The organism is Massilia sp. LXY-5 (genome assembly GCF_059801075.1).
In genome coordinates, this window is sequence record NZ_JBNNEH010000003.1 from 356047 (window position 1) to 376406 (window position 20360).

General features: G+C 61.8%; 16 protein-coding genes. 11 read left to right on the plus strand and 5 right to left on the minus strand.

What is annotated here, in order from left to right:
* Nucleotides 1-2: 2 nt before the first annotated feature.
* The 9 genes from ACI48I_RS10630 (at nt 3) to ACI48I_RS10670 (ending at nt 13796) form a co-directional block, all read left to right on the plus strand.
* A complete protein-coding gene (locus ACI48I_RS10630) occupies nt 3-1196 on the plus strand; it encodes a phosphopentomutase (RefSeq protein WP_498574139.1) in 1194 nt (397 codons plus the stop codon).
* Nucleotides 1193-2149: a deoxyribose-phosphate aldolase gene (deoC, locus tag ACI48I_RS10635; protein ID WP_193686935.1), complete on the plus strand. Its 957-nt coding sequence runs from the start codon at nt 1193-1195 to the stop codon at nt 2147-2149. The genes ACI48I_RS10630 and deoC overlap by 4 nt, the downstream gene beginning before the upstream one ends.
* A gap of 18 nt (nt 2150-2167) precedes the next feature.
* The gene (locus ACI48I_RS10640; protein ID WP_407943874.1) at nt 2168-4546 is read left to right on the plus strand and encodes an aldehyde dehydrogenase family protein; all 2379 of its coding nucleotides are present in this window, start codon (nt 2168-2170) and stop codon (nt 4544-4546) included.
* Nucleotides 4547-4702: 156 nt separating this feature from the next.
* A complete protein-coding gene (deoA, locus tag ACI48I_RS10645) occupies nt 4703-6028 on the plus strand; it encodes a thymidine phosphorylase (RefSeq protein ID WP_193686933.1) in 1326 nt (441 codons plus the stop codon).
* Nucleotides 6029-6037: 9 nt separating this feature from the next.
* Complete coding sequence (locus ACI48I_RS10650) at nt 6038-6442, plus strand: cytidine deaminase (protein ID WP_193686932.1); 405 nt, start codon at nt 6038-6040, stop codon at nt 6440-6442.
* Between the two features lie 192 nt (nt 6443-6634).
* Nucleotides 6635-9397 (plus strand): type VI secretion system Vgr family protein, encoded by a 2763-nt coding sequence (locus tag ACI48I_RS10655; RefSeq protein ID WP_498574140.1) that lies wholly within the window; start codon nt 6635-6637, stop codon nt 9395-9397.
* Nucleotides 9398-9409: 12 nt separating this feature from the next.
* Complete coding sequence (locus tag ACI48I_RS10660; protein WP_498574141.1) at nt 9410-10300, plus strand: DUF4123 domain-containing protein; 891 nt, start codon at nt 9410-9412, stop codon at nt 10298-10300.
* Nucleotides 10297-12762: a T6SS effector BTH_I2691 family protein gene (locus ACI48I_RS10665; protein ID WP_193686929.1), complete on the plus strand. Its 2466-nt coding sequence runs from the start codon at nt 10297-10299 to the stop codon at nt 12760-12762. Before ACI48I_RS10660 ends, ACI48I_RS10665 begins: the two co-directional genes overlap by 4 nt.
* An 8-nt stretch (nt 12763-12770) precedes the next feature.
* Nucleotides 12771-13796, plus strand: coding sequence for a DUF6708 domain-containing protein (locus ACI48I_RS10670; protein WP_193686928.1), 1026 nt, complete (start codon nt 12771-12773; stop codon nt 13794-13796).
* Nucleotides 13797-13912: 116 nt separating this feature from the next.
* Here the strand turns inward: ACI48I_RS10670 and ACI48I_RS10675 are convergent, their stop codons facing one another.
* The 5 genes from ACI48I_RS10675 to ACI48I_RS10695 form a co-directional block, all read right to left on the minus strand.
* Complete coding sequence (locus ACI48I_RS10675) at nt 13913-14299, minus strand: VOC family protein (protein WP_498574142.1); 387 nt, start codon at nt 14297-14299, stop codon at nt 13913-13915.
* Nucleotides 14300-14387: 88 nt separating this feature from the next.
* Nucleotides 14388-15149, minus strand: a complete 762-nt coding sequence (locus tag ACI48I_RS10680; RefSeq protein WP_498574143.1) for a LytR/AlgR family response regulator transcription factor — start codon at nt 15147-15149, stop codon at nt 14388-14390.
* Nucleotides 15149-16039, minus strand: a complete 891-nt coding sequence (locus ACI48I_RS10685) for a sensor histidine kinase (RefSeq protein WP_498574144.1) — start codon at nt 16037-16039, stop codon at nt 15149-15151. The genes ACI48I_RS10680 and ACI48I_RS10685 overlap by 1 nt, the downstream gene beginning before the upstream one ends.
* Nucleotides 16040-16042: 3 nt before the next feature.
* Nucleotides 16043-16294 (minus strand): hypothetical protein, encoded by a 252-nt coding sequence (locus tag ACI48I_RS10690; protein ID WP_227496571.1) that lies wholly within the window; start codon nt 16292-16294, stop codon nt 16043-16045.
* A 95-nt stretch (nt 16295-16389) separates the two neighbouring features.
* Nucleotides 16390-16977, minus strand: coding sequence for a GNAT family N-acetyltransferase (locus tag ACI48I_RS10695; protein ID WP_498574145.1), 588 nt, complete (start codon nt 16975-16977; stop codon nt 16390-16392).
* A 344-nt stretch (nt 16978-17321) separates the two neighbouring features.
* Here ACI48I_RS10695 and aptA point away from each other — a divergent pair, with 344 nt between their 5' ends.
* Together aptA and ACI48I_RS10705 are read left to right on the plus strand one after the other, a co-directional pair.
* Nucleotides 17322-18638, plus strand: coding sequence for an omega-aminotransferase AptA (gene aptA, locus ACI48I_RS10700; protein WP_498574146.1), 1317 nt, complete (start codon nt 17322-17324; stop codon nt 18636-18638).
* Nucleotides 18639-18650: 12 nt separating this feature from the next.
* Nucleotides 18651-20153: a CoA-acylating methylmalonate-semialdehyde dehydrogenase gene (locus ACI48I_RS10705; protein WP_498574147.1), complete on the plus strand. Its 1503-nt coding sequence runs from the start codon at nt 18651-18653 to the stop codon at nt 20151-20153.
* The last annotated feature ends 207 nt before the right edge of the window (nt 20154-20360 follow it).

The following is a 20360-nucleotide window of genomic DNA, read 5'->3' on the forward strand; positions in this document are numbered from 1 at the left end:
CCATGTCACGCGCATTCATCCTCCTGCTTGATTCCTTCGGCCTGGGCGCGCTGCCCGACGCCGACAAATACGGCGACACGGGCGCCAATACCTTCGGCCACATCGCCGAGTGGGCCGCGAAAGAGGGCAAGCCGATGTCGCTGCCGAACCTCGAGCGCCTCGGCCTGGCAGCCGCCGCCCACAAGGCCAGCGGCGAATGGGCCGCCGGTTTCAATCAACGCGACGGTTTTACGGGCGCCTGGGGCGTCGCGCGCGAACAGTCGACCGGCAAGGACACGCAGAGCGGCCACTGGGAAATCGCCGGCGTGCCGGTGCTGTTCGACTGGGGTTATTTTCCGAAGACCGTTCCTTCGTTCCCGAAGGAGCTGACGGATAAACTGCAGGAGCTGACCGGCGTTCCCGGCTGGCTGGGCAACTGCCACGCTTCGGGCACCACCATCATCGACGAACTCGGTGACGAACATGTCGCCAGCGGCAAGCCGATTCTGTATACCTCGGCCGACTCGGTGCTGCAGATCGCGGCGCACGAAGAGAGTTTCGGCCTGGAGCGCCTGTACGCGGTCTGCGAGGCGGCCTATGAACTTGTGAAACCCTACAACATCGGCCGCGTGATCGCGCGTCCGTTCCTGGGCGCGAACGGCAAGTACAAGCGCACCAGCAATCGCCACGATTACGCCGTGCCGCCCACAAGCCCGACGCTGCTCGATCACGTCGCCAATGAAGGCGGCGAAGTCATCGCCCTCGGTAAAATCAGCGACATCTTCGCGGCCCAGGGCGTGACCCGCCTCGTCAAAGGCATCGACAACATGGCGCTGTTCGACCGCCTGCTGGAAGTGGCGGACGAGGCGCCTGCCAAATCGCTGTCGTTCGTGAACTTCGTCGACTTCGACATGCACTTCGGCCACCGCCGCGATGTCGCCGGCTACGCGAACGCGCTGCACGAACTGGACGCGCGTCTGCCCGAGTTCATGGCGAAACTGAAAGACGGCGACCTGGTCGTGATCACCGCCGACCACGGCTGCGATCCGACTGCGCCGGGCTCGGACCACACGCGCGAACACATCCCGATGATTTTCTTCGGCCCGAACGTCAAGCCGCAGGAGCTGCCGATCGCGAGCACCTTCTCCGACATCGGCGCCACGCTGGCCAAACACCTCGGCGTCAAACCTCTCTCCAACGGAACCGCACTGCTATGACCCAGAACCTGGACTTCAAACGTAACACCGCCGTCGGCCTCGACCTCGGCTGGGTGAACAGTATCAAGGTCAACCGCAATGCGGCCGACCGCCGCGCCGCCAGCCTGGCGAATCGCCGCACGGTGAAAAAGGAATACCAGGCTGCCTGGCTGATCCGCGCCGTGCAGTGCATGGACCTGACCACCCTCGGCGGCGACGACACCCCGGGCCGCGTCGAGCGCCTGTGCATGAAGGCGATGCGCCCGCTGCGCGCCGACCTGATGCAAGCGCTCGGCCTGGAGTCGCTGACCACCGGCGCCGTCTGCGTCTACCACGAGATGATCACGCCTGCAGTGAAAATCCTGCAGGGCCGCCTGCCGATCGCCGCCGTGTCGACCGCTTTCCCGGCCGGCCTGTCGAGCCTGGAGACCAAGATCCGTGAAATCGAATTGTCGGTCGCCGCCGGCGCCACCGAGATCGACATCGTCATCACGCGCCAGCATGTCCTGACCGGTAACTGGCAGGCCCTGTACGACGAGATGGTCGCCTACCGCCAGGCCTGTGGCGAGGCCCACGTGAAAGCCATTCTCGCCACCGGCGACCTGGTCACGCTGGACAACGTGGCCAAGGCCTCGTGGGTCTGCATGATGGCCGGCGCCGATTTCATCAAGACCTCGACCGGCAAGGAAGGCGTGAACGCCACCATCCCCGTGTCGCTGGTGATGACCCGCGCGATCCGCGAATACTACGAGCAGACCGGTTTCCAGGTCGGCTACAAGCCGGCCGGCGGCGTCTCGACCGCGAAGAGCGCGCTGCAATACCTGACCGTCATGAAGGAAGAGCTGGGCAACGACTGGCTGCAGCCGCACCTGTTCCGCATCGGCGCTTCGAGCCTGATGACCGACATCGAGCGCCAGCTCGAGCACTACGTGACCGGCGCCTACTCGGCCGCACATCGCCACGCGCAACCTTAAATACCGAACGGATTCGTCATGCCAACAATTAAAGAGATTCTGCAAACTATGGATTACGGCCCCGCACCCGAGAGCACCAAAGAAGCGCAAGCGTGGCTGGACCAGCACGGACGCCGTTTTGGACTGTTCATCGATAACGCGTGGACCGAAGGTGCCGAGACCTTCGCCTCGAACAACCCGGCCGACGGCTCGGAACTGGCGCAAGTCACCCAAGCCACCTCGGACGACGTGAACCGCGCCGTCGAAGCCGCGCGCCGTGCGCAGCCGGGCTGGGTCGCCATGGGTGGCCACGGCCGCGCGAAAGTCATGTATTCGATCGCGCGCCTGCTGCAAAAGCATTCGCGCCTGTTCGCGGTGCTGGAAACGCTGGACAACGGCAAGACCATCCGCGAAACGCGCGATGCCGACCTGCCGCTGGCCGCACGCCACTTCTACCACCACGCCGGCTGGGCGCAATTGCAGTCGGAAGAATTCGCCGACTACCGCGCCGTCGGCGTGGTCGGCCAGATCGTTCCCTGGAACTTCCCGGTCCTGATGCTGGCGTGGAAAATCGCGCCTGCGCTCGCCGCCGGCAACACCATCGTGTTCAAGCCGGCCGAGTACACCTCGCTGACGGCGCTGTTATTTGCTGAAATCTGCCAGCAGGCCGGCGTGCCGGCCGGCGTGGTGAACATCGTCACCGGCGACGGCCGCGTGGGCGAAGCCATCGTGAATCACCCTGGCATCGACAAGCTCGCCTTTACCGGTTCGACCGAAGTCGGTCGCATCATCCGCAAGGCCACGGCCGGCAGCGGCAAGAAGCTGTCGCTGGAGCTGGGCGGCAAGTCGCCGTTCATCGTCTTCGACGACGCCGACCTGGACGCGGCCGTCGAAGGCCTGGTCGACTCGATCTGGTTCAACCAGGGACAAGTCTGCTGCGCGGGCTCGCGCCTGCTTGTGCAGGAATCGGTGTACGACCGCTTCATCGCCAAAGTCAAAGTGCGCATGCAGAACCTGCGCGTCGGTTCGCCGCTGGATAAATCGAACGACATCGGCGCCCTGGTCGATCCGGTGCAGCAGCAGCGCATCCACGGCCTGGTGGAAGCCGCCCGCGCCGAAGGTTGCGAAATCTGGCAACCGAGCTGCGAAGCGCCTGTCGCCGGCTCGTGGTACCTGCCGACCCTGATCACCGGCGCCTCGACCTCGGCCGCCGTCGCCCAGACCGAGATCTTCGGACCGGTGCTGGTCGCGATGAGCTTCCGCACCCCGGGCGAAGCAGTGCAACTCGCGAACAACACCGTGTATGGTCTCGCCGCCTGCGTGTGGTCGGAATCGATCTCGCTGGCGCTGGACGTCGCGCCGCAGATCAAGGCCGGCGTCGTGTGGATCAACACCGCCAACCAGTTCGACGCAGCCTGCGGCTTCGGCGGCTACAAGGAATCGGGCTTCGGCCGCGAAGGCGGCAAGGAGGGCATGTACGAGTACCTGACCCCGCTGTCGGAAGATGCGCGCCCAAGCGCACCGATCGTCGCTGAAAAAGGCAAAGTGAAAGCTTCGGACGCCGGCAGCCCGTTCGCCGTCGACCGCACCGCCAAGCTCTACATCGGCGGCAAGCAGGCCCGCCCTGACGGCGCCTACAGCCGCGCGATCAACGGCGCCAACGGCGCCTTCCTGGCCGACGTCGGCGAGGGCAATCGCAAGGACATCCGCAACGCCGTGGAAGCCGCGCACAAGGCTGCCGGCTGGTCGAAAGCGACCGCGCACAACCGCGCGCAGGTGCTGTACTACATCGCCGAGAACCTGGCGATCCGCGCCGAGGAATTCGCTGCCCGTCTCGCCGCCATGACCGGCGTGCGTGACCCGCAGCGCGAAGTCGCGGCTTCGATCGAGCGCCTGTTCTACTGGGCCGCGTGGTGCGACAAGTACGACGGCGCCGCCCACCAGCCGCCGATGCACGGCATCACCGTTGCGCTCAACGAGCCGGTCGGCGTGATCGGCGTGATCTGCCCGAACGAGAACCCGCTGCTGGGCTTCATCTCGCTGGTCGCTCCCGCGCTGGCGCTGGGCAACCGCGTCGTCGCGGTGCCGTCGGAAGCCTACCCGCTGTCGGCCACGGACCTGTACCAGGTGCTGGACACCTCGGACCTGCCGGGCGGCGCGCTCAACATCGTCACTGGCTCGGCCGACGAGCTGGCGCGTACGCTGGCCACCCACGGCGACATCGATGCAGTGTGGCGCCACGACGGTTCGGCGGAAGGCTGCGCCGAAGTCGAGCGCTTATCCAGCGAGACGCTGAAGCGCACCTGGGTCGGCGGCGGCAAGGGCCGTGACTGGTTCGATGCGAAGCAGGCCTGTGGCCGCACGGTGCTGCAGCACGCCAGCCAGGTGAAAAACGTCTGGATTCCTTACGGCGTTTGATTTGATTTTGTAGGGTGGGCACTCCGTGCCCACGCGGTGATACGTAAAGGCTCCGTTGTCGTGTTCGACGATCTCGCCGCCGCGTATCGCCGCGTGGGCACAGAGTGCCCACCCTACGTCGTTTGAATGTTTGAATTGTAGAGAGGCGAACATCCCATGTTCCTCCCCCAGGAAATCATCCGCAAGAAGCGCGATGGCGGCATCCTCAGCGCCGAAGAAATCCAGTTTTTTGTCCGCGGCATCCCTGACAATACGGTCACCGAAGGCCAGATCGCGGCCCTCGCGATGGCCGTCTACTTCAACGACATGACCATGGACGAACGCGTCGCCTTTACGCTGGCGATGCGCGATTCCGGTCAGGTCCTGGAATGGAAATCCCTGAACCTGCCGGGTCCCGTGGTCGACAAGCACTCGACCGGCGGCGTCGGCGACGTCGTCTCGCTGATGCTCGGACCGATGATCGCCGCCTGTGGCGGCTTCGTGCCGATGATCTCGGGCCGCGGCCTGGGCCACACCGGCGGTACGCTGGATAAATTCGATTCGATCCCCGGCTACAGCACTGTCCCCGATCCTGAACTGTTCCGCACCGTGGTGAAGGAAGTCGGCGTCGCCATCATCGGCCAGACCGCCCAGCTGGCGCCGGCCGACAAGCGCTTCTACAGCATCCGCGACACGACGGCGACCGTGGAATCGGTAGCGATGATCACCGGCTCGATCCTCTCCAAGAAGCTGTCGGCCGGCCTCGATGCCCTGGTCATGGACGTCAAAGTAGGTAATGGCGCCTTCATGCCGACCTATGCGAAATCGGTCGAGCTGGCCGAGAGCATCGTCAGCGTCGGCAACGGCGCGGGCACCCGCACCTCGGCCATCCTGACCGGCATGGACGAATCGCTCTGCCACGCCGCCGGCAATGCCGTCGAAGTGCGCGTCGCGATCGACTACCTGACCGGCAAAGCGCGCCCGGCGCGCCTGCACGAAGTGACGATGGCGCTGTGCGCCGAGATGCTGGTCATCTCGGGCCTGGCAGCGAACGACAGCGAGGCCCGCGCCAGGCTGCAGGCGGCCCTCGATTCGGGCGAAGCGGCGGAACGCTTCGCGCGCATGGTCAAGGCCCTGGGCGGCCCGGCCGACCTGATGGACAAGCCCGACGCCTACCTCGAGACCGCACCGGTCATCGTGCCGGTGCCGGCTCTGCAGGCCGGCTTCGCCACCGCCGTCGACACCCGCGGCCTCGGCCTGGCGGTCGTCGCGCTGGGGGGCGGCCGCGTGCGTCCGCAGGATGCGATCGACTTCGCCGTCGGCCTGACGAACCTGGTTGAATTGGGCGACGCGATCGCCGTCGGCCAGCCGCTGGCGATGGTCCACGCGCGCACCCGGCAGGCGGCCGAGCAGGCCGTGCGCCAGGTGCAGGCCGCATACCAGATCGGTGCTGCGAAAGCCGCTGTCGCACCGATGATCCACCGTACCATCCGCCCGGAGTAAGGAAGGCACATGAAATACGAAAAGCTGATCGACGAAGCCCGCGCCGCGCGCGAACTGGCCTACACGCCGTATTCGAAATTCCAGGTCGGCGCCGCCCTCGAATGCAAGGACGGCCGCATCTTCCGCGGCTGTAACGTCGAAAACGCCTCCTACGGCCTGTGCAACTGCGCCGAGCGCACCGCCTTCTTCAGCGCCATCGCCCACGGCTACAAGCCGGGCGACTTCACGGCCCTGGCCGTGATCGGCCAGACCGACGGCCCGATCGCTCCCTGCGGCGCCTGCCGCCAGGTCATCCTGGAACTGGGCGGCAATGCGCTGCCGGTCGTGCTGACCAACCTGAAAGGCGATATCCACGAGACGACCGCGGCCGGGCAACTGCCGAACGCGTTTGGTGGGTGGGACCTGAACAAGTAAGTCCTGCGATCGCCTGCAGTACGGGAAGCGCCGCACACGGGAACGTGGCGGCGCTTTTTTTTGCGTGCCAAGCGGCAAGCCGGCTGATCTTCCTCAACAGCCGGGCTGTGTTCTCGACGTGTAATCGCATGTTGTATGCGCGTATAAACCGGATCACATCGGCCGATGCGCAATGCATTTACAGGGGGATCCATGTCAGAGCAGGCACACGGCGCGGCGCTTCTCGCGTCGTTCAATCGTTTTACGCAGGATACGCGCCTGCTCCGGTTGACGACACCACTCGGCGTCGACCTGCTCGTCGAGTGCGTGCGCGGCGAGGAGGGGATCAGCAAAGGGTATTCTTTTCGAGTCGATGCGCTGTGCACGGATGCGCATCTTTCCCTGAAAAGCCTGATCGGCCAACCGGCGTTGCTGCAACTGCTGACCGCCACCAGCGGCCAGATGCGTTCCTTTCACGGCCACGTCACCGCCTTTGAAATCAGCGGCGCGAACGGCGGCTTTGCCCGTTACACCCTGACGATCGAACCCTGGACGCGCTTCCTTTCGTTCGGCAGGGACAGCCGCATCTTCCAGGACAAGACGGTCATCGAGATCCTCGACAGCGTCTTCAAGGCGTATGCGGGACGCGGCAGGCTGATACCGGACTGGCGTTTCGAGCTGGCCGACAGCCGTGTGTATCCGAAGCACAGTCTCACTACGCAATACCAGGAAAGCGACCTGGCCTTCGCCGAGCGCCTGATGCACGAGGAAGGCCTGTTCACCTTTTTCGAGCACAGCGGCGCCCCGGACAGCCCGGCGCTGGGCAGCCACGTGCTGGTGATCGCGGACCATAACGGCGCCTTTCAGCAGAACGTGCAGGCCTCGGTCGAGTTCACCCGGCCGGGCGCCGTCATGCGTGCCGATAGTGTCGACCGCTGGCGGATCGAGTCGCGGCTCGCAACCGATGCGATCGAGATGGGCAGCTGGGATTACCGCACCGTGCGCCAGCGCCGGGTCGATGCCGCCGGACCCGGTGGCGAGGCAGCGCTGGCCAGCCGCGATGCGCCCGGCGTCTACGCATGGCAGGACCGCGAGCAGGGACAGCGCATCGCCCTCAACCAGATCCAGGCCCTGGAGGCGGCGCGCGAGGTGCACGTGGCCGCCGGCACCGTGCGCAGCTTCGCGCCGGGCACCACTTTTACCCTGCACGGCCACGCCCATTTCGACGCGGCCGGTCACGACGGCGAGCGCAGCTTCCTCATTACGCGCGCCGTCCACCTGATGCACAACAACCTGGGCGCCGACGTACTGGGCTCCGTGCACACACTGCTGGGACAGGGAGTAGTGACGACAAGCGTCGCCGATGAATTCGGCCTCTCTGGCGATGACCGGCCCTTGTACCGCAACCGGATCGACGCGATCCTCGCGCGCGTTCCGTTTCGCTGCAGCGGCATCGACGCGCACGGCCGCCTCCTCCATCCGCGTCCGACCGTGCGCGGCCAGCAGACGGCAATCGTCGTCGGCCCGCCTGGCGCAAGCATCCACACGGATCGCGACCACCGCATCAAAATCCAATTCCACTGGCAGCGTGGCGCAGCCAGCCATAGCCGTGCCCTCCACCCTTATCCTGACGGCCACACCGATGCGCCAGGCGACGATACGGCGGGCACCTGGGTGCGGGTCCTCACGCCGATCGCCGGCGCGAACTGGGGCAGCAACATGGTGCCGCGCATCGGGCAGGAAGTGCTGGTGGACTTCCTGGAGGGCGATATCGACCGCCCGGTCGTCATCGGCAGCCTGTACAACGGACGCGGCCAGCAGGATGCGCAGCACAACGCGGTGGCCCACGGCGCTGCCGCAGCAACCGGGAATGCGCCCGCGTGGTTTCCGGGCGAGGGCGGCGGACATGCGCACCCGGCGGTGCTGTCGGGGCTTAAATCGCAGGCGATGAATGCCAGCCAGGAGGGCGGCGGGGCCTACAGCCAGCTGGTGTTCGACGACAGTCCCGGCCAGTCGCGCCTGGCCCTGCAGCGGCACACGAAAGCACACGACGGCGCGGCCGAGCTGAACCTCGGCCAGCTGCGGCACCAGAGCGACAATGCGCGCCTGCAGCCGGCCGGCTTTGGCGCCGAACTCAAGACCGCCGACGGCGCGGCAGTGCGCGCCGGACAGGGCCTGCTGCTGTCGGCGGATGTGCGCAATGGCGGCAGCGGCAGCCAGCTCGATTCGCGCGAGGCTGCGGGGCAGATCAGGGAAAGCCATGAATTGCAGGTCGCGCTGGCGACGCAGGCGCAGAAGCACAATGCAAAGCTCAAGGATGAGCCCGAGCCTGCCAAGTTTCCTGCGCTCGGGCAGATGGGCCATAGCGCAGAGGTCATCGAGGCCGCCGATCAGAATGCGGTCGCGTACGGCGAACCGCACCTGCAACTGTCGAGCCCTGCCGGCATCGTCGCTGCCACCCCCGCCGATGCTGTTCTTTCGGCCGGCACGACGACCAACATCACTGCCCAGGACATCAACCTTGTCGCGCAGGCTAGCTCATCTACGCTACTAATTGGCGGTATTAGTCTCTTTACCTACGGCAAAGCCAGCAACAAGACCAAGCCGAACCAGGAGACCGGCCTCAAGCTGCATGCGGCCAGCGGCAAGCTGAGCGCACAAAGCCAGTCCGGCACGACCTCTCTGGTTGCGGACAAGACGGTGACGGTGGCCAGCGTCACGAAAACGGTGGCGATCTCGGCGCCGAAGAAACATGTGCTGCTGACGGCGCAGGGGGCGTTCATCAAGCTGGAGGGCGGGAATATCGAGGTGCATGCGCCGGGGAAGGTGGAGTTTAAGGCGAGTGCAAAAGAGTTGGCGGGGCCGCAGAGCGCCAGTTGCAAGAAAACAATGCCGAAGCCTGGCGATCTGAAGCTTTGTGAGTTCCGGGCCGCCGGTGCAGCAGCTGCCGGCGACAGCACCGTCCCTTTGTCCTGATGCGGAAATCCGATGAACGAACCTTTCAATTCCCAGACGGTGCGTCAATACGCATTTGCCGTGGCCGATGCAGGAATGGCCGAATGTCTTCCCGACGGACTGATCGTTGATCGATTAGTGCCTAACCACCTCGGGCCAAGTGCTCACCTGATGCCGATATTGATCGATCTCAACCGATCAGCCAGTTACGCGCTGGACGGCATATCGAATCAAATACGGAATGCTTGCGAGAACGCACAGGCTCCGTGCATAACTCTATTCATCAAGACGAAAGCCTCCGCAAGAGAAATTACCCGCCATTGGAATTCGATGCAGTTAGTGCGGCCTCGGCCGGGACACGGGTTGTGGCTGCGCTTGCACGATTCGCGTGTTCTACATCAGATGCTACGCATATTGAACCCAATGCAGAGCCGAAAGATGTTTGGGCTGTCACTGGCAATTACCTACTGGATAGGCGGGGAGTGGGTGACCGCAGAACGTGAATTGCATTATCCGCCCGGCTCTCAATCCAGCGCTCTTGGTGGCGCTGAACCCTACGCAGGTCAAGAGCGTTGGGACTGGGCCCGAATCGAACGTATCGGCCTCGTTAATCGTGCCCTACATCACGCGAATATTCGGGCGGCCGCGGCGCTGACAAGCGCTGGAGCGTTGGCGGAGGAATTAATGGAACGCGCAGCCAGACGCTACGGCCTTATCGACAATGCCGATCTGGTTGAGTTCGCCGCGCGAGGCCTTCGGACCAATCCCACGTTCGACGAACATCCCACAGTGGCAAGAGTCATCAAGCAGGACGCGATGTCAGCCGAAGAGTCCAGCCTATCCGATCGGTTTGCGCTTGTCGAAGAGCAGGTCTGGCATGCGCTTTGCAAGCCTACGAAAACGCCGCTGGAAAGCCAACTATGACCTCTGCAAAAACATGCGAATTTTGTGACAAACGCGGCTTGCCTCTACTGCTCGTGCGCGATGGCGTCGCACCGGCCGGCGGTGGCGCGCCATTAGCGCCAGCTCTACCGATCGAGCTCAGTGCCAAGGCAGCCCACTACACGAAGCGGGTGCTTCGCAGTGGTTATGTGCATGTCTTCGATGAAGCGCGGCATCGCTGGGAAATATACTTCGTCACCAACGATGGCTATTTCTTCAAACTGTTGGATACCCCTGGCGTCATCGCAGCGACACCCCAGAAGCCGTTTAATTGTCCAGACGCAGGCCATCGCGCTATCGCAAGTTGTATTACGGTGCCAGATCCCAAGAATGCCTCTAAGGTATGGATAGGCTTCAGCGATGTTTGGTGGACTGAAGCCGTACGAAAGGCGAACGAGGACGTTGCTTATCGCAAACGTCACATGATAGAAATCGATATTAAGGCAGCGCTAAGCGGAAACCAAATGCCTCACCGGCCGATTAAGCAGGTTGATGCACTAATAGCAGAGTATGCGGTATCCCCTAGTCAGGCGAAAGCTAATTTTGAGTGGAGCCCATTCGAGTTTATCTCTCGCCACGGTCACGCCGATCGCTTGAAGCGGGAATGTGAGGCTTTGCGTCCAAACGCGGGATTGATTGTTACCTTGAATGATCCAGTAGGCGTGGCGCAGGAATTGGCCTTTCTAATGAAACGGAATGCACTTCTATTTTCGGAAAAAAATGTTGAAAATAAAAGATATTTGGCAGCTAGTAATGCAATTGATCGGATCGAGGAAGCATTACGTAAGCAGGCGGAGGATGCTGAGATCGCCGCGGCAGATCAGATCGCAGATAATCAAATCAAGGCAAACCCGCTCGGCCATTTGTTTTCGGCTTCCACACGGGCTCAAACAGAGAGTATTCGTACTGTTACGCGAGCGGAGTTAACGCGTGCTGCAGATAATGGGTGGGATAAGTATGCCAAGAAATTTGATAACACTGCGCGGGGCCGTTGGAATGATTCTTTTGGAAAAAGACTTCAGGCATTCGATGGGGAATTCATAGCTCCTTTGGCGCTAAGCCACGTTGCCTGGATGAAGAGCACGTCTCTCATCAACCATCTCGAATGTAATTATGATCCTCTTAATGCGGAATCGGGAGTTGTATTCACGAAAACGGTTGCGCAGTGTTTAACTGCTACCCAAGACAAGAAAGCATGCACTGACTTGTACGACGATTGGCTTAAAGGCGATATCGCAGATGCAAAAAATGTTTTGTTGCGTGCGATGATTCTCAATCAAAATGTTACTAAAGATGCAATCAGCGGCGCCACCACAGTAGGTTTCGACGTGCGTCAACTTCCATGGGACAATATCTTTACGGCGTCTGCTCTTGCTGTCGGTAAGATTGATTCTCAAGCAAGGGACGTTACAGCCCATCTTATCGCACAGATAGGCTGTTCGATAGCAAAAATGTTTCACAAGGTAATTGACGGTAGTTCAGGTTTCAGGGCTGCAATAATGGCTACAGGTTTAATATCCGGGCATCCAGTCGTTGTATGCGATATCGTCGGCACAAAGAGACAGTTTGTAACGCTTCTGACCAAACAGCTTATTCAGTTAAGTGGCCAACCCGCGAATGAAGAACAATTAAGACGAGCCGTTGCAATTGAGCTGAAACGCCAGCAGGTTCATGGTAAGCCGATGAGTGGGACGACAAAAAGAAAATGGTTAATGATCGCTGATAAGGAAGTTATTGCGCAGCTGCCGAATGGATTGACTCCACAACAGCGTCATGATTGGTTGGCTAAAAGTATAAAAACTACTGAGGCAATCGAATCTCTCAATTTGGGCCGGTGGCGAAAAGTTATCAGCATCGAAGTTCGTGCCGGTGTGGTAACAGCAATCTTGCAGGCAGTTTGTTTGACCAAATTGATGTCGGACGAAGCGAAAAGTCTAAAAGACGAGACGTTCGATGCGAGCGCCCGACTCTATAGCGCAATGGCAGCTGTTGCGGCGACGACTTCTGAAGCAATTGGCCATGCCTTGTCAGGGCGAGTAAGCCTAGGTATGCGATTTGGGCAAGCATTTTCTTCTAAGTTTGCAGATTTCTTAGCGCATGCAGGAAAGGGTGTCGGGATATGCGCAGGATTAGTTGTGGCTGGATTAGATGTCTACAAAGCTTTCAATGAATATCAAGAGGGATCAAGCGGGTTGATTGTTGTTAGCTATATCGGATCGGCAATTGTCGGGGTGGCGCTTAGCGCAGCAATTCTTCTTTCGGCCTCGATCCCCGTAATTGGACTTCTAATTTTGCTGGCAATCGGTATCGGGTTTCTTATCGATAATATCAAAGATAATCCTATCCAGGATTGGCTGGAACGTTGTCCTTGGGGGAAGTTGACAGGTCAGCGATACGTCGATTTCGATACTGAGCAAGCACAGCTCAAACTGGCTTTATCGTGAAGGTAAATATGGAATTCTCTGGCCTGATCCGAGACTATCAAGTAAACCGACTGCTTACCGACGAGGAGAAACTTCATCATCTGAAGCAGAGCCAGCGTCTTGAACTTGAGCCAAGATACCAGTTAAGCGTGGTTAAATTAAACTCTACATATTTGGAATCAATAGACAAATGGTTCGGTTGGAAGGGGCTTTTGACGGCAGTTGCGATCATAGTCATTGCCATCTTTGCTTCCGGTCTCTTCGGAATGGTGTATGTGACGCTGACTAGCCCGCCAAGTCTTCGTCCCGCAAGCGACGGCTGGTTGATTTGTACAGTTGTCGCGGTAATGATCTTACCAGTGATAGCTGGAGCTATTTGGTTGCTGAAAAAAGAGTCATTTGCATATACCCATTATCCAATGCGTTTTGATCGGAAGAATCGGATGGTACATGTGTTCAGAAAAAATGGAACGGTACTTTCGGTTCGTTGGAGTGATGTATTTTTCACGTTAGGGCATATGCCTCAGTGGAATGAGTGGGAAGTCCGCGGGCATGTCCTCGCGTCTGATAAGGTGACGATTCGCGAGACTTTTGCCCTTAGTTATGTTGGTTCCATCGACGCCGCAATTGCCGCTCCAGGCAGCGTGCGCCACTCGTCTGATGATTTCGTACGCGCACACTGGGAATTCATCCGGCGCTATATGGAAGATGGTCCACAAGATGTAGTGAATCAGATACAATTTTGTATGCCCGTCGACAAGCGAAGGGAAGCATTCCGCGTAGGTGCTGAGCGAGTATTCGCCAATTTTGCGGGCGCGCCGTTTGTAATCTACTGGGCCATGTTCCCTTTGTGCCTGGTCGTGAGCATGTTTCGATGGCTCGCTATGCGCACGAGCAAAGTGCCGCAATGGCCAAGCGACGTCGAGGCTGGCTGTATGGTTGAGCCGGACGACCCGTATGCAATTGAAGGGACTCTAACTGGTGAGCGAACGGCTGTATTCCCAAAGGCAGCCTTGGACGCGGACGTTCATTTCTGCGCACCTTTGCACGGCTAGACTGTTGTAGGTAAGACGCCCAGTCTTCATTGCGGTCGTGGATCTATGCACTTCCTCTTCGAAGAAAAGCTATTTCTCCAGCGTCGCGAATAGTACTGCCAACGGATACCCAGGCGTCACGCCGCGCTCGCATCCATCTGCATCATCCCAAAGATATTCCCATCCGGATCCTTGAAATACGCCAGCCACCCAACCCCAGGAATCGCCATCTTCGGCACACACAGCACGGCCCCGCCCCCTTGCGCCTTCACCATCGACGCATCGAGGTTATCCACGTCAACCGTGATCACAAACGCATTCGGCGACGCCATCGGCCCCGGCGCCGGCCCGGGCCGCGGCAGGAGTCCGCCATTGATCCCGGGTTGACTGTCGGGTCCCGTATTGATCATCCAGTATTCACCAGTTGGAAATTTGCTGAACGACCAGCCGAACAGGTTCGAATAGAAATCGATCAGCGCCTGCGGCTGTGTGGCGTGAATTTCGAAGTGCACTGCGCGCGACATGGCGCCTCCTCTCCACGGTTCATCTTTCGAGTACGGATTCGGCAGGAAGTTTCGACATCAACAGCGACGAGGGTCAATGACTCGAAAATCACATCTGCTGAAACAGGTGTGAATGATTCCGGCTCACCTCCAGCTCCTGCGGATAATTGCGCACCCTCAGCATCTGGCGCCCGCGCAGGTCGCGCGAGACCTCGGCGATGGCGTCGACCCGCACCAGCGTCGACCGGTGGATGCGCCAGAATTCGTCCGGATCGAGTTCGTCCGCCAGTTCCTTGAGCGTCTTGCGGATCAGCAGTTCGGCGGTGGCCGTCTGCACCCGCGTGTATTTTTCGTCGGACTGGAAGAACAGGATTTCGCGCGTGCTCACCATGCGCAAGCTGCCGCCCACTTGCGCCTGGATCCAGCGCAGGTAGCTGCGCTTCGGCGGCGTTCCTTGCTGGAGCAGGCTGCCCAGCTGGGCGAGCTGGGCGCCGATGTCCTGTGGCGCTTGCTGCAAGCGCTTGCGCAGGCGTTCGCAGGTGGTCGCCAGCCTTTCGGCAGTGACGGGTTTCAGCAGGTAGTCGATCGCGCCATGCTCGAAGGCGTCGACGGCGTACTGGTCGTAGGCGGTGGCGAAGACGATGTGGCAGCGGTTATACAGCTGACGCGCGGCCTCGATGCCGCCCATGCCGGGCATGCGGATGTCGAGGAAGGCGATCTGCGGCTGGTGGCGCGCGGCCATCTCGACGGCTTCGATGCCGTTCGAGGCGAGGGCGAGCACCTCGAGTTCGGGCCATACTTCCGCCAGGCGCGCGCGCAGCTGCTCGCGCATCGCGGCTTCGTCGTCGGCGATCAGGGCGGTGACACGCATTATGATTCCTCCATCATCTTGTAGGGAATGCGCACCGAGGCGCAGGCGCCGCCGCCGGGAGGCGCTTCGATGACCAGCTCGGCCTGGGTGCCGTACAGCAGTTGCAGGCGTTCGCGGATGTTGGCCAGGCCCACGCCGTCGTCGGCGTGCAGGTCGATGCCGACGCCGTCGTCGCAGACATCGACGACCAGGGTGGCGACGTCGACCCGGGCCCGCACCGTGATGGTGCCGCCTTCGATCTTCGGTTCGAGGCCGTGCTTGATCGCGTTTTCGATCAGGGTTTGCAGCATCATGGGCGGGAAGGGCGCGCTGCCGAGGAAGTCGGGCACCTCGAAGCGCACCTGCAGCCGTTCCTTCATCCTTGCCTGCATGATCGCGAGGTAGGCGCGCGACAATTCGAGCTGCTTGCCGAGCGTGGCGCCGCCGCCCGAGCGCATCTGCGGCAGGCTGGAGCGCAGGTAGGAAATCAGGTGGGCGTGGACCTTGGCCGCTTCCGGCGGATCGGTCTCGATCAGGCGGCCGATCAGGGCCAGGGTGTTGAACAGGAAGTGGGGTTCGACCTGGGCCTGCAGGGCCGCCATCTGCGCTTCGGTCAGGCGCCGCTCCAGGGTCGCCACCTCGGCCTTCAGCGTGGCGTCCTTCGCCACCAGTTCGGCGCGGCGCTTGCCGCCGGCCAGCACCTTGATGCCGAAGGACAGGAAGATGTACCAGACCGCCGGTTCCGGCGTATTCAGCATGCCGAGGAAAAACAGTGCCAGCAGCCAGGTGATGGCCAGCTTGCGCCAGTCGACCACCGCGACCCAGTCGAAGAAGGCCCACCACAGCTTGCTCACCTCGGCAAAGGCTTCGCGCATGAAGTCGACGGCCCGGTTGATCTGGCTGGCTTGCATGGCTCAGTCCTCGAGCGGGGTGGTCTTGTCGCTATTGATCGCGAGTACGGCGTACTTGATGGCGAGGAAGATCGCAAACAGCATCAGGGCCAGCGGAATGACAGTGATGGCGCAGGCCGTCAGGATGGCCGCCAGCAGCAGGGCCGGCCAGGGCAGGGCCGAGAAGGTGCGCAGGCCGCTGCGCAGATAACGCATGGCCGTTGCCGCGGCGTCTTCCAGTTCGGCGGCAAAGGATCGGAAGGTGGTCGTTTTCATGCTGTGCTCCTCGTGTTGGTGGTGTCGATGGAAGCACTCTACCCTTGGCGCCGGACGGCGGCGAGGGCACTGCGACGAAGCGTGCATTTCATGGGCTAACCGGCAGCGTCGACCGACGAACGGGACGGTGCACGCTCGTCCCAATAGCGCTTGAGCAAGCCATAGAAGACGGTGTCGGCCGTCTCGCCATGGACGATCCAGCGTTCCGGCATGAATCCCTCCTGGCGGAAACCAAGTTTTTCCAGTACGCGTCCCGAGGCAAGGTTCTGCGGATCGATGTCGGCCTCGATCCGGTTCATGCCCAGCGCACCGAAGGCGTGTTCCAGCACCGGCACCAGCGCCTCGCTGACATAGCCATGGCCCCAATGGCGGCTGCCCAGGGCGTAGCCGAGGTCGCAGCGCCGGTTGTCGCGGTTGAAGGCGAACAGGCTGGCGACGCCGATCAGTTCACCGGTGGCGCTGACGACGATGCCGTAGCGCAGGCCGCCGCCGTCGGCATAGTCGCGCAGGGCGGCGGCGAGCATCTCGTCGGCCTGGGCCATGTCGGTCCAGGCGTTGCGCGACCAGTAACGCACGACCTCCGGGTCGGAGAAAATGGCAAACAGGGCGGCTTCGTCGCCGGCGGCGAGCGGACGCAGGGTCAAGCGTCCGGTTGTCAGGACGGGAGGCATCGATTCTGGCATGGCAATCTCCGGTCAGCCCCACGTTTCCTTACCCGCGATGGCTGAGTTTGCGTTAGATCAAGGGCGTTAGCATTCTCACACTGGCGGTATGCCGGGTGATTTAGCATGGCTGTTGGTCGCCGTAGACTTCGGATATATTCGAATTGATATGACGGCATCACGGCGCGCGTTTATATTACCGGATCGGTGGAGTATTTTGCATTTTTGCAACGTACCCTGTTCGGACCGGCCAGCCCGAAAGCCCCGTGGCTTTACATTCGCAGCGCTGGCGTGCACATTGTTAGTATTGCCTCGTCGTTTTGCCACACAGACCAATAATTGGCTGCAAACAAGGGAGAGCCTGCATGAACGAGTCCAGACCCGAATCGATGTCCGCCTTCTGGATGCCTTTCACGAACAATCGCGACTTCAAGGCCAATCCGCGCCTGCTGGTCTCGGCCGAAGGCATGTACTACAAGGACGTGGATGGCAACCAGATCCTCGACGGCACCGCCGGCCTGTGGTGCGTGCCTTGCGGCCACGCCCAGCCGAAGATCGTGAGCGCGGTGCGCGAGATGATCGGCCAGCTCGATTTCGCGCCCACCTTCCAGATGGGCCATCCGGCCGCCTTCGACCTGGCCGAACAGTTGATGGACTACACGGGCCACAAGTTCGGCCACGTTTTTTACACCAACTCCGGATCCGAGGCGGTCGACACCGCTTTGAAAATCGCGCTGGCCTATCACAAGGCGCGCGGCGAGGGGGGACGCACTCGGCTGATCGGACGCGAACGCGGTTATCACGGCGTCGGTTTCGGCGGATTGTCGGTCGGCGGCATCGGCCCCAACCGCAAGAGTTTCGGTCCATTGCTCCCGGGCGTCGACCACCTGCCACACACGCACAACCTGCTGAAGAACGCCTTTTCGCGCGGGGAGCCGGACTTCGGCGTCGAACTGGCGGACGAACTCGAGCGCCTGGTCGCCCTGCACGACGCCTCCACCATTGCGGCCGTGATCATCGAGCCGGTCTCCGGCTCCACCGGCGTGCTGGTGCCCCCGAAAGGCTATCTGAAACGCCTGCGCGAGATCTGCACCAAACACGGCATCCTGCTCATTTTCGACGAAGTCATCACCGGCTTCGGACGCCTGACGACCCCGTTCGCGGCGGACTATTTCGAGGTCGAGCCGGACCTGATGACGACCGCAAAAGGCCTCACCAATGGCGTGATCCCGATGGGCGCGGTGTTCAGCAAAAAATTCATCCACGATGCCTTCATGGAAGCGCCTGCCGGCATCGAGCTGTTCCACGGTTATACCTATTCGGGCCACCCGGTCGCCTGCGCAGCTGCACTTGCCACGCTCGAGACCTTCAAGGAGCAGCAGATCCTGGAGCACGCCAAGGGCATGCAGGCGTATTGGGAAGACGCAGTGCACGCCATGAAAGGCTTGCCGCATGTGATCGACATTCGCACGATCGGCCTGGTCGCCGGCATCGAGCTCGAACCGATCGCCGGCAAGCCGGGCGCGCGCGCCTTCCAGGCGTTCAAGAAAGCGTTTGCCGACGGTATCCTGATCCGTACCACCGGCGACATCATCGCGCTGTCGCCGCCCCTCATCCTCGAGAAACAGCACATCGACGAATTGTTCGGCAAGCTGGCCACCGTACTGAAAAACCTGGACTAGAAGAGACATAACATGAATCAACTTGAAATTATCGGCCACTTCATCGGCGGCCAGGTCGTCGACACGGCGGGCGAGCGCTACGCCGACGTCTTCAACCCGGCGCTGGGCGAACCCTGCGCCCGCGTGACCCTCGCCAGCGTCGACGAAGTCAACGCCGCCGTCTTCGCCGCGCAAGCCGCCTTCCCTGCCTGGGCCGCCACGCCGCCGCTGGCGCGCTCGCGCATCCTGTTCAAGTACCTGCAGCTGTGCCAGCAGCACACCGACGAATTCGCGGCCATGATCACGCGCGAACACGGCAAGACCTTCAGCGACGCGCAGGGCGAAGTCGCGCGCGGCATCGAAGTCGTCGAATTCGCCTGCGGTATCCCGCAATTGTTGAAAGGCGAGTTCACCGACCAGATCGCGCGCGGCATCGACGCCTGGTCGATGCGCCAGCCGCTCGGCGTCGTGGCCGGCATCACGCCCTTCAATTTCCCGGTCATGGTGCCGATGTGGATGTTCCCGGTGGCGATCGCCTGCGGTAACACCTTCGTGCTGAAACCGTCGGAGCGCGATCCCTCGCCATCGCTCCTGCACGCGCGCCTGCTGAAGGAAGCCGGCTTGCCGGACGGCGTCTTCAACGTGGTGCAGGGCGATAAGCTTGCCGTCGACGCGCTGCTGGATAACCGCGACGTGCAGGCGATCAGTTTTGTGGGCTCGACCCCGATCGCCGAATACATCTATGCGCGCGGCAGCGCCAACGGCAAGCGTGTGCAGGCCCTGGGCGGCGCCAAGAACCACATGGTCGTGATGCCCGACGCCGACATGGACATGGCGGTCGACGCCCTGATCGGCGCCGCCTACGGCTCGGCGGGCGAGCGCTGCATGGCGATCTCGGTGGCGGTGGCCATCGGCGACGCCGGCGACAAGCTCGTTGCCACCCTGGCCGAGCGCACGAAGAACCTGAAAATCGGCGAGGGCATGAGCAAAGGGGCAGAAATGGGCCCGGTCGTCACGCATGCGGCGCGCCAGCGCATCGAGCGCCTGATCGGAGAGGGCGTGGAGCAGGGCGCGACCCTCGTCGTCGATGGCCGCGGCCACAAGGTCGAGGGTTATGAAAACGGCTTCTTCGTCGGCGGTACTCTGTTCGACCACGTGAAACCCGAGATGAGCATCTATCAGGAAGAGATCTTCGGGCCGGTGCTGTGCGTGGTGCGCCTGCCGGACGTCGGCAGCGCGGTCGAGCTGATCAACGCCAACGAGTACGGCAACGGCGTCGCCGTCTTCACGCGCGACGGCGGCGTGGCGCGCGAATTCGTGCGCCAGATCCAGGTCGGCATGGTGGGCGTGAACGTCCCGTTGCCGGTGCCGATGGCCTTCAACAGCTTCGGCGGCTGGAAGCGCAGCATGTTCGGCGACCACCACGCCTACGGCCCGGAAGGCGTGCGCTTCTATACGCGCCACAAGGCGGTGATGCAGCGCTGGCCGAATACGGCGAGTTCCGGCGTGGAGTTCGCGTTCCCGCAGATGAAGTGACAAACCTTGGCGACGTTCGCACACTGCGAACGCCGCCGGAGGGCGTAGGGTGGACATTCATGCCCACGCGGTACAACGCGTGCGCCTCGGTGAGCAACGGTCCGGCCGCGTGGGCACAAGTGCCCACCCTACGAAAAGCAAAGCAGCAGTCAGCACCACAGGTACGAAGCAGTCGAACACCAGCACTCCAACAAAAAACAGGGATGC